Source organism: Gemmatimonadota bacterium (assembly GCA_016209965.1).
GTDB lineage: Bacteria > Gemmatimonadota > Gemmatimonadetes > Longimicrobiales > RSA9 > JACQVE01.
The window spans coordinates 1-8,542 of sequence record JACQVE010000353.1 but is presented as its reverse complement, the minus strand read 5'-3'; the positions used below and the strand labels follow the sequence as shown (position 1 = coordinate 8,542).

The following is an 8,542-nucleotide window of genomic DNA, read 5'->3' as shown; positions in this document are numbered from 1 at the left end:
GATCCAGCGGGGTAAACCAGGGGCAGGCCAGATTCCGCCTGCAGCAACAGCTCTTTCTGCGGCGCAGCCTTGCCACACGTTTGGGGCGCGGCGCCCCGGGGCGGGGCGTACGGGCCTGGTATGGGCCTGGCCGCTATAGACCTAACCCCAAGTCGGACAGCGAGTTGTCATGTTAGTCGAGGGTCCGGCCGGCGGGCATGAAACTCGCCGGAATGCGGGGCGGGGGACGCCCCGGAGGGGGCGAAGGAGATCCAAATGGCAGGGAAACGATGGGAACGGCTGGCGCCGCTGCTGCTCGTGCTCGGAGCCACAGCACTGCTCGGTGGCTGCCTGGACGAGGAGATCATCTACCGCGACCGGCCGCTGTTCGAGGATCCGCCGCAGGGCGCGGCCGGCTTCCTGGGCTACAGCAAGCAGGACAGCAAGCTCTCCGTCTGCGGCAACTGTCACGTGGGGCAGCACGGCGCGTGGAAGCAGACGGCGCATGCCACGGCCTGGACCAGCCTGCAGGAGAGTGGGAGCGCCCAGGAGGTCTGCAACGCCTGCCACACGGTGAGCGAGAAGGGGAACGCCGCCAGCGGCGCGGTGGGCTACGTCGCCACCAAGGACGCGCGCTACCAGGACGTGCAGTGCGAGAACTGCCACGGCGCAGGGCTGGCGCACGTGCAGAACCCTGACGCCAGCCAGCCGCTGGCTGCTTTTGCCGTGGACACGGCCATGACCACGGGCTGCGGCGAGTGCCACCGCGACACGCACCACCCCTTCGTCGAGGAGTGGTCGCGCTCGGCGCACGCCCTGCCCAACGACCACGCCGCGCCCAATGCCGCGTGCGCGAGCTGCCACGAGGGGAAGACGGCGCTGCGGGCCTTTGGCGAGACGGCAGACTACCTGGAGAAGCAGGACGGCAAGCTGTACGGCATCACCTGCTCCGTCTGTCACGACCCGCACGGCTCGCCCAACCCGGCGCAGCTCCGCTTCGCGGTGAACACGCCGGACCCGGAGCAGAACCTGTGCATCCGCTGCCACCACAAGCGCTCGGAGCCCGACCCCAGCACGCCCCGGGGCGCGCATTCGCCGCAGGGGCCCATGCTGCTGGGAGAGGCTGGGTGGCGGCCCTCGAACTTCGCTTTCGACACGGTGAAGATCGTGAGCACGCACGGTACAACGCGCAATCCCAAGCTGTGCGCGGGCTGCCACGTCAACTCCTTCAGCGTGACGGACAAGGCGACGGGCAAGTTCGTGGCGCAGGCGACCGGGCATCTCTTCCAGGCCATCCCCTGCCTGGACGCGGAGGGCAAGCCGACCACCGGGAGCTGCGCGGTCACGCAGCGGACGTTCCGCTCCTGCGCGGCCTCGGGTTGCCATGGCTCCGAGGCGGCGGCCCGCTCGGCCGTGGTCACGCTCGAGTCGCGCATGCGCAGCCTGACCAACGAGCTCAACCGGCTGGTGGCCAAGGTGCCGGCGGCCGAGTTCAAGTCGGGCGACGGCCGCATCACGGTGGGCGAGGGCGCCAAGTTCAACGCCAGCCTGCTGGACGAGGACGGCTCGCGCGGCGTGCACAACCCCTTCCTGCTGGAGGCATTGCTGAACGCGTCGATCGAGGCGGTGAAGGAGACCTATAAGGTGCAGTAGCGGGCGACACCGGGCGGCAGGGCACGAGGTGGGGGGAAGGCCCGCGCGCCCCCTTAATTGCGCACGGTCCCCGGCCGTGCCTGTGGTGAAAACTGACCCAACCGCACTGGGAGGCCCGCAGTGAAGGTCCTGTTCATCCTCAACGATCCCCCCTACGGCAGCGAGCGGAGCTACAACGCGCTGCGGCTGGCCGGCTCGCTGTCAAAGCGGGAAGGCCACGAGGTGCGCATCTTCCTGATGGGCGACGCCGCCTCGTGCGCCAAGTCGGGGCAGCAGGTTCCGGGCGGCTACTACAACCTGGAGCGGATGCTGCGGGCCGGTGCCGGGCGTGGTGGCGGGATAGGCGTGTGTGGAAGCTGTATGGATGCCCGCGGCATCGGCGAGGCGGAGCTGACACTGGGCGCGCACCGCAGCTCGCTGGAGGAGCTGACGGAGTGGATGGAATGGGCTGACCGGGTCCTGGTGTTCTGAGCCGCCAGCGCACGCTCGCGATGCAGGGGGTGTCGGGGACAGTGACGTCGCCCGGCGAAGTCGCTGACTGGACAGGGGGTGAAACGATGGACGTGCTGCTTCAGCTTCTCCGCGTGCTCCATGTGGTCACGGCCATCCTGATGGCCTGGCCCTTCTACGCGCTGGTCACGGTGAACCAGCGCGCGCGACTGGGCCCGCCGCTGGGCGACCGTACGGATGTCTATATGGAGAACATAGTGAGGAACCGGACCGTGCCCTGCTTTGTGTTCCAGGCCACCGCGCTGGTCACCGGGCTGGCGCTGGTCGTCCTGCGCGGGCTCTCGCTCTCGACGCTGCTCACGAATCCGCTCCTCGCCGCGAAGTTCACGTTGCTCTTGCTGATTGCCGGACTCCTGACCTACGTGCACGTGGGCCTGCAGCCCCGCATTGACGCGCTGTTCGCCGCGGCCGCCACCCCGGTTTCTCAGGAGAGCGCAGGCCGCATCGCCGTGCTCCGCTTGCGTCGTAAGCGCATCGCATCGGCCTGCATGTTTGTGGTCCTGATCCTGGCAATGCTGGGAGTCCAGGTCTGGGCTCCGCTCCCCGCCTGGCTCACACTGGCGCTGGTGGTGGCGATCGCGGTATTCACCTGGCGGAGCTACAAGAGCGTCACGCCATACGGATGGGCGTAGGTGCGACCGCGCCCCTGCCGCCGGTGGCCAGCATTCGCGGGCCCTCGAACTCCGGCAAGACGCGGCTGATCTCGCCAACATTATCCTGCAGCAACTCACCCTACCCCACAGGCGGCCTTCCAGCCGCGATTTGACGCGGCGGTTGCGCGTATGAAGATTACATCGGTGGCTCACATGAACAGGGGGGTCGATCTCGTGACACGTACGCTGAAGCAAGCGGTGCCGGCAAGGAGGAAGGCGTTGCTGATCGTGCCGGAGTTCCCCTACGACTCGTTCTGGAGCTACCGGTACGTGATCCGGCTCATCGGCCGCAAGGCCGCCTTCCCGCCGCTCGGGCTCCTGACCTTTGCGGCTTACCTGCCGGACGAGTGGGACTTCGAGCTTATCGACCTCAACGTCACGTTGCCATCGGAGCGCGTGCTGAGAAACAAGATCGCGGAAGCGGATGCCGCGTTCGTGAGCGCCATGTCCATCCAGAAGAAATCGCTGGTGGACCTGCTTCGCGGCCCTGCCAGGGGGTGCGATACGCCGTTCGTGCTGGGGGGGCCCTTCGCTTCGTCGTACCGCGAGCAGATCCTCGAGCCGCGGTCAGACTCGGACCAGGTCCTGCACGAGGGGCTCGACATGCTCGTGTGGGGCGAGGCCTATGCCTCGATCGGGCAACTGCTCGAGTACCTGCAGTCGGAGCCGGCACACAGCCCGGAGGCGCCCAGGCTGCTCATTCCCGTGGCGGTGGCGGAGGCAGTGCCGGGCTCGAGGGCGTACCTCAATGATCGCTCCGTCTTCAAGCCGCTGGAAGATGTGCCGCTGCCTCGCTGGGACCTGATCCGGATCCGGGATTACCAGTCGATGATGATCCAGACTACAGCCGGCTGTCCGTTCCGGTGTGACTTCTGCGACATCATCCAGTTCAACGGCGGCTTCAACCGGCCCAAGTCGCCGGAAGCGGTCCGCCGCGAGCTGCAGGCCATCCTGGACACCGGCTACCGCGGGAGCGTCTTCAGCGTGGACGACAACTTCATCGGCATGCCGGCGGCGATCTCGGAGATCCTGGATGAGATGATCCAGTTCCAGAGGGAGCATGATTACCCGTTCACGTTCTACACGCAGGCCAGCGTGAACCTCGGGACCCCGAAGCTGGAGCACCTGATCGAGAAGATGAAGCTCGCCGGGTTCGATGCCGTGTTCCTGGGGATCGAGAACCCGGACGAGGCGGCGCTCCGGCGGATGAACAAGAAGCAGAACATCAAGGTCGACATCCCGCGAGCGATTGCCCGCATCCAGGAGTCGGGCATGGAAGTCTACGCCGGCTTCATATTCGGCAGCGACGAGGACACCCCATCCACGGCTGACCGTATCGTCGAGTTCGTGAAGCAGACTCGAATCTTCACGGCCATGACCGGGATGCTGACTCCGGTGCCGCACACGCCGCTGTTCGAGCGGCTGCGCCAAGAGGGCAGACTGCAACTTGCGGAGTACTCGGGGAACAACACGGACGATGAGGTCCAGTTCGAGCCGCGCTCCATGAGTGCGGAGCAGCTCCGCCAGGGGATCCACGACATCCTGTACCGCCTCTTCCAGCCGGCGGAATCCTACCGCCGGGCACTGGACATGTTGCAGGCGGTCCGTCCTCACATCTTCGCAAGCCGGCGCATCGATCTGGGCCACATCAAGGGGGCGCTCGTCTCCTTCTGGATACAGGGCCTCCGGCGGCTGGACCGGAACTACTTCGCGCTGCTGTGGAAAACGGCCAGGCTGGACCACCAGCTCTATCGCCGGGCCCGGACCGAGGCGCGCCGGCTCCGCCAGTTGCTCCGTGGCATCCGCGCGGACCAGGTGGTCAGGCTCGCGCAGCACTGGGAATCGCTGGACGAACTCGTGGCGCTGGCGCACGACTACCGGGTTCGCTGCCGGCCGGAACAGGGCCTCGAGGAGGTCCGGGCGTGGATTGGCCAGATCCGCGAGCACGTGCGGCGGGAGGGGCTGCTACATGCGGAGGAGGCCCGGTCCGTCCTGGAAAACGCCGCCAGGCACCTGAAGGTCCAGATGCGCTTCCACCGCTTCCCCGGCGTCAAACTAAGGGGCGCCCTCCAGGCGGCGATCAAGGGCCTGCACTACGAGCAGGTCATGACCGCGATCGTGCGCGCCGGCTCTGTGCCGCTGGCAATGCCCTCGGGCACGGAACACCACGGGCCACCCCCCTCTTTCGCCCGATAGCGGGGGCCGCGAAGCTTCCTCGTCCAGTCGCTGGGGCGACCTCAGCAGAGGGCCCCATGGCGGGGTTGGATGGGACCCCGCCACCCGCCACGCCCGCTCCGCGGTTACGCCTCACTGCCCCCCGCGATCAACCGCGCCGCAGGCGCCACGGGCACGGGGCTCTTGCGGTCAGCGTTCGTGCCATCGCCCAGTTGCCCCCAGCGGTTCGAGCCCCAGCAGTAGGCGGCTCCACCGGCGGCAATGCCGCAGGTGTGCAGGTGGCCGCTGCTGAGGGCGGTGAAGACCAGCCCGCCCGCGACGGGCACGGGCACCAGGCTGCGGGCCACGGTGGCGCTGCCCAGCTCGTCGAAGAAGTTGGATCCCCAGCAGTAAGCCGCGCCGCCGCCGGTGAGTGCGCAGGTATGGAGCGTGCCCGCAGTGACCAGGGAGAAGCCAAGCCGCCCTGCCACCGGCAGCGGTGCAGTAGCGAGGTCGCGGGTCCCGGTTCCTAGCTGGCCCTCGGAGTTGGCGCCCCAGCAATACGCCTGATCGCCAGGGCTGATCCCGCACGTATGACTGGCCCCCGCGGCCAGGCTGCGGAATGGCCTCGCGCCGGCCACGGCCACCAGCACACGCGTGGCCGCCGTTGTGCGGTTGCCTAGCTGACCATCGGAGTTCTCGCCCCAGCACACGGCTGCGCCGCGCCGGGTCAGACCGCAGACATGGTAGCCGCCCGCCTGCAGCGCAGTGAAGCGCATGCCCCCGCCGATCCGGACGGGAGCGCTGCTGGGCTCTGACCCCGGCGTCGCCAGTTGGCCAGACGCGTTCTGCCCCCAGCAGAAGGCGATGCCATTGGTGGTACGCCCGCAGGTGAAGTGCGCGCCGCAGGTCAAGCTGGCGAGGCGCGTCGCGGTCGCCACGCGGGTAGGCAGGTTGCGAGAATTCCAGCTCCCGTCGCCCAGTTGGCCATAGCCATTCCAACCCCAGCAGTAGGCCGTGCGCTCCGCGGTCAGCCCGCAGGTGTGACGAAAGCCCCCCGCGAGCAGGACGAAGCGCAGCCCACCCATTACGGGGAGCGGCACACTGCTGTGCGCGAACGTGCCATTGCCCAGCTCGCCATGCGTGTTGCTCCCCCAACAGTAAGCCAGGCTGTCGGCGGCGATGGCACAGGTGTGAAAGCCGCCAGCGCTCAACTGGATGTATTCCAGCGCGGCGGCCCGGGCGGGTCGGCTCGGCTGCGCCGCCAGCGCCTGCACTACAGCCAGCGCGGTGATCACGCTCATGTTGTCCTCCTGCCAGGAATTGGCTTCCTGCTAGATGAGCCGATATCGAGGTGCCAACCGCCCCGTCGATGCGAACTCTCGGGGGGATGTCCGTACTCCCGCCCACTCAGCCTCTCCCGTACAGGACGCAGCGGAGGCAACCTGTGTTCCCCCCTCCGGCCAGGGCCGCAACTCGTTGCGTGGCGTCGCCTTGCTGGACCATTACGCGGCATGCTGCCGCTGTGCAGCCGGGCGATTTGCCCCAGCGGGGCGGGATGTTTCGTCCCGGGAGTGGTGCAACTCACCCGGAGGGCGTGGCCGTAACCACCACTGCGACACGGGGTTGAGAGCAGGTGCCGCGCGGCCCGCGCCTTGCCTCCGCAGCTACGCCATCGAGGGCCACGTCCCCGCCGACCTCATCCGCCGGCTGCTGGACGAGCGCCCTGCTATCGCGGGACTTGCCGTGCCCCCCATGCCGCTGGGCGCACCCGGCATGGAGCAGGGCGGCCAGCGGGAACCGTATCTGGTCGTGGCGTTCTATCGCACAGGCAAGACTCGGGTCTACGCCAGGCGTTAGGACCGGAGCGGTCGGACGATGAAAGAGAGCGTGGTTATCTCGGCGCCACAGCGCTATGTGACTCGAGCCCGGGTCTTCCCCGCTGCAGGTTCAGCACAAAAGGCGCCAGGCCAGCGGCCCGATGGCTACTTGATCACCAGCAGGAGCCGCCCCGGCTCGGCGGGGTGCAGGGTGATCAGCGCCACCTGGCCGCCGCGGAGCGCGAGCGCCGTGTCCAGGGCCGCCGCCGCGGCGACGTATCCGCTCGCGAGCTCCTTTTCGCCTCGGACCGAATCGCTTTCCTCGGGCTCACCTTCCCCGTCGGGCGCCTCGTCGGATCGCCGCTCCGTGGGCGGGGCCGCACCGGCTTCCCCGCCCGCCTCACCGGCGCGTGCGAATCCGACCTCCAGACGGTGGCTGCCCGCGCGGACTCGCAGGTCGTGGTATACGTAAAGCGGCCGGTCCTGGTAAGGCGCCGAAGGGAGGGCCCGGAAATGTTTACCCCACTCTCGCAGACCGCTGAATACGCGCTGCGCGCGGTCATCTACCTGGCGGAAGAAGCGCAGCACGCGCCGGTGCGGGTGCAGCGCATGGCCGATGCGCTTTCCGTGCCGCGCAATTATCTGTCGAAGACGCTCTTCATGCTGGCCCGCGCAGGAGTCCTATCCTCCGGCCGCGGCCCCCGGGGCGGGTTCCGCCTGGCGGCGCCACCGGAAAAGCTCACGCTGGCGGAAATCATCGCGCCCTTCCAACCGCTTGCCGAGCGTCCCCGCTGCCTGCTGGGCCGTCCCGAATGTTCGGCCCTCTCGCCCTGCGCGGCACACGCCCGCTGGCAAGCGGTATCGGAGCAGATCCGGTTTTTTTTCCACGAGACCACGGTCGCCGACTTGATGCGGCGCCGGCCGCCTGCAACCAACGGGGGCTAGACCTCCGCGCCGTGCTGGAGATCCGGGGCGCTCCCGCGGCTTGCGTGCCACAGGACCAACGCCTCGATTTGCGGAGGCGAGGAGTTTACGATTAGCGAAAGTTCCACTGCGACCTGCGCGAAAATCTAATACCTCGGCACGCGGAGATCAGCGTCGCCAGCGCCAGCGCAGCGCACGCGGCTGCGTTCCTGTTGCGGTAGGGGTCGGTGCCGGTATCTGGCGCATCGGATCCTCGTAATCCAGGCGTGATTTCCGGACAACATTGCCAATCGTCGGGAGGCAGCGATGACCGAGCAGGCCGGCCGGGAGTCCGTTCTACATCATCGACGGGCAGGGCCGCGTCGCCTATGCCATCGACGGCGGCGTCACTGCGATTACCGAGCTGGTACGCCGGCTGTGAGGGTGATTCAGGAGCCTGGCTTCACCTTCGCGCCCGCCGCGGGGTGCGCGGCAGAAGCCAAACGCTCGCCAGCCCCGCACCCGTGACAAAGCCGACCAGCAGGAGGATCACCGGCCCCCACCCGGAGAAGGCCTGCCCGCAAACCAACGGCTGATGCAGTAGCGCGATCGTCCACATACTTGCGTTCGCTCCCGGCTGAAAGGTTTTTCGCGACTGAGCCGACGCCGCTCCGTTCCCGGTCCCGTCCCGTTCCCCCGATGCACAAGCACGGTTGAGCAACTAACCGCCTCCACGTGGCCTGTCTCACTATACCGCCTCCAGCGCCTGCCTCAGGTCCGCGATCACATCTTCCGGATGCTCGATGCCCACCGAGAGGCGGATCATCCCGGGCGTGATCCCCATGCGGGCCTGCGCCTCGCGCGTAATGT

8 protein-coding genes and 1 other annotated feature are annotated in these 8,542 nt (G+C 68.0%); of the genes, 6 read left to right on the top strand and 2 right to left on the bottom strand.

All coding sequences use genetic code 11. From position 1 onward, the window contains the following. The first annotated feature begins 255 nt into the window (after positions 1-255). The 4 genes from HY703_14150 (at position 256) to HY703_14135 (ending at position 4,991) form a co-directional block, all read left to right on the top strand. Positions 256-1,632 (top strand): hypothetical protein, encoded by a 1,377-nt coding sequence (locus tag HY703_14150; protein ID MBI4546326.1) that lies wholly within the window; start codon positions 256-258, stop codon positions 1,630-1,632. Between the two features lie 120 nt (positions 1,633-1,752). Further along, complete coding sequence (locus HY703_14145; protein ID MBI4546325.1) at positions 1,753-2,103, top strand: DsrE family protein; 351 nt, start codon at positions 1,753-1,755, stop codon at positions 2,101-2,103. 86 nt (positions 2,104-2,189) lie between these two features. Then, positions 2,190-2,774 carry a hypothetical protein gene (locus HY703_14140; GenBank protein MBI4546324.1) on the top strand — a complete coding sequence of 195 codons (585 nt, stop codon included), beginning with the start codon at positions 2,190-2,192 and terminating at the stop codon, positions 2,772-2,774. Positions 2,775-2,948: 174 nt separating this feature from the next. Next, the gene (locus HY703_14135; protein MBI4546323.1) at positions 2,949-4,991 is read left to right on the top strand and encodes a B12-binding domain-containing radical SAM protein; all 2,043 of its coding nucleotides are present in this window, start codon (positions 2,949-2,951) and stop codon (positions 4,989-4,991) included. Between the two features lie 104 nt (positions 4,992-5,095). Here the strand turns inward: HY703_14135 and HY703_14130 are convergent, their stop codons facing one another. Next, positions 5,096-6,253, bottom strand: a complete 1,158-nt coding sequence (locus tag HY703_14130) for a chromosome condensation regulator RCC1 (GenBank protein ID MBI4546322.1) — start codon at positions 6,251-6,253, stop codon at positions 5,096-5,098. Positions 6,254-6,286: 33 nt separating this feature from the next. Beyond that, positions 6,287-6,342: a sequence feature (possible 23S ribosomal RNA but 16S or 23S rRNA prediction is too short), on the bottom strand. On the opposite strand from HY703_14130, the gene HY703_14125 reads away from it, so the two are divergent. Both HY703_14125 and HY703_14120 read left to right on the top strand, forming a co-directional pair. After that, a complete protein-coding gene (locus HY703_14125; protein MBI4546321.1) occupies positions 6,288-6,809 on the top strand; it encodes a hypothetical protein in 522 nt (173 codons plus the stop codon). It overlaps the preceding feature by 55 nt. A gap of 164 nt (positions 6,810-6,973) precedes the next feature. Next, on the top strand, positions 6,974-7,714 hold the full coding sequence (locus HY703_14120) for an Rrf2 family transcriptional regulator (GenBank protein ID MBI4546320.1): 741 nt from the start codon (positions 6,974-6,976) through the stop codon (positions 7,712-7,714). A 706-nt stretch (positions 7,715-8,420) separates the two neighbouring features. Here HY703_14120 and HY703_14115 read toward each other — a convergent pair. Then, on the bottom strand, positions 8,421-8,542 hold a 122-nt coding region (locus HY703_14115), incomplete at its 5' end, for a PLP-dependent transferase (protein MBI4546319.1).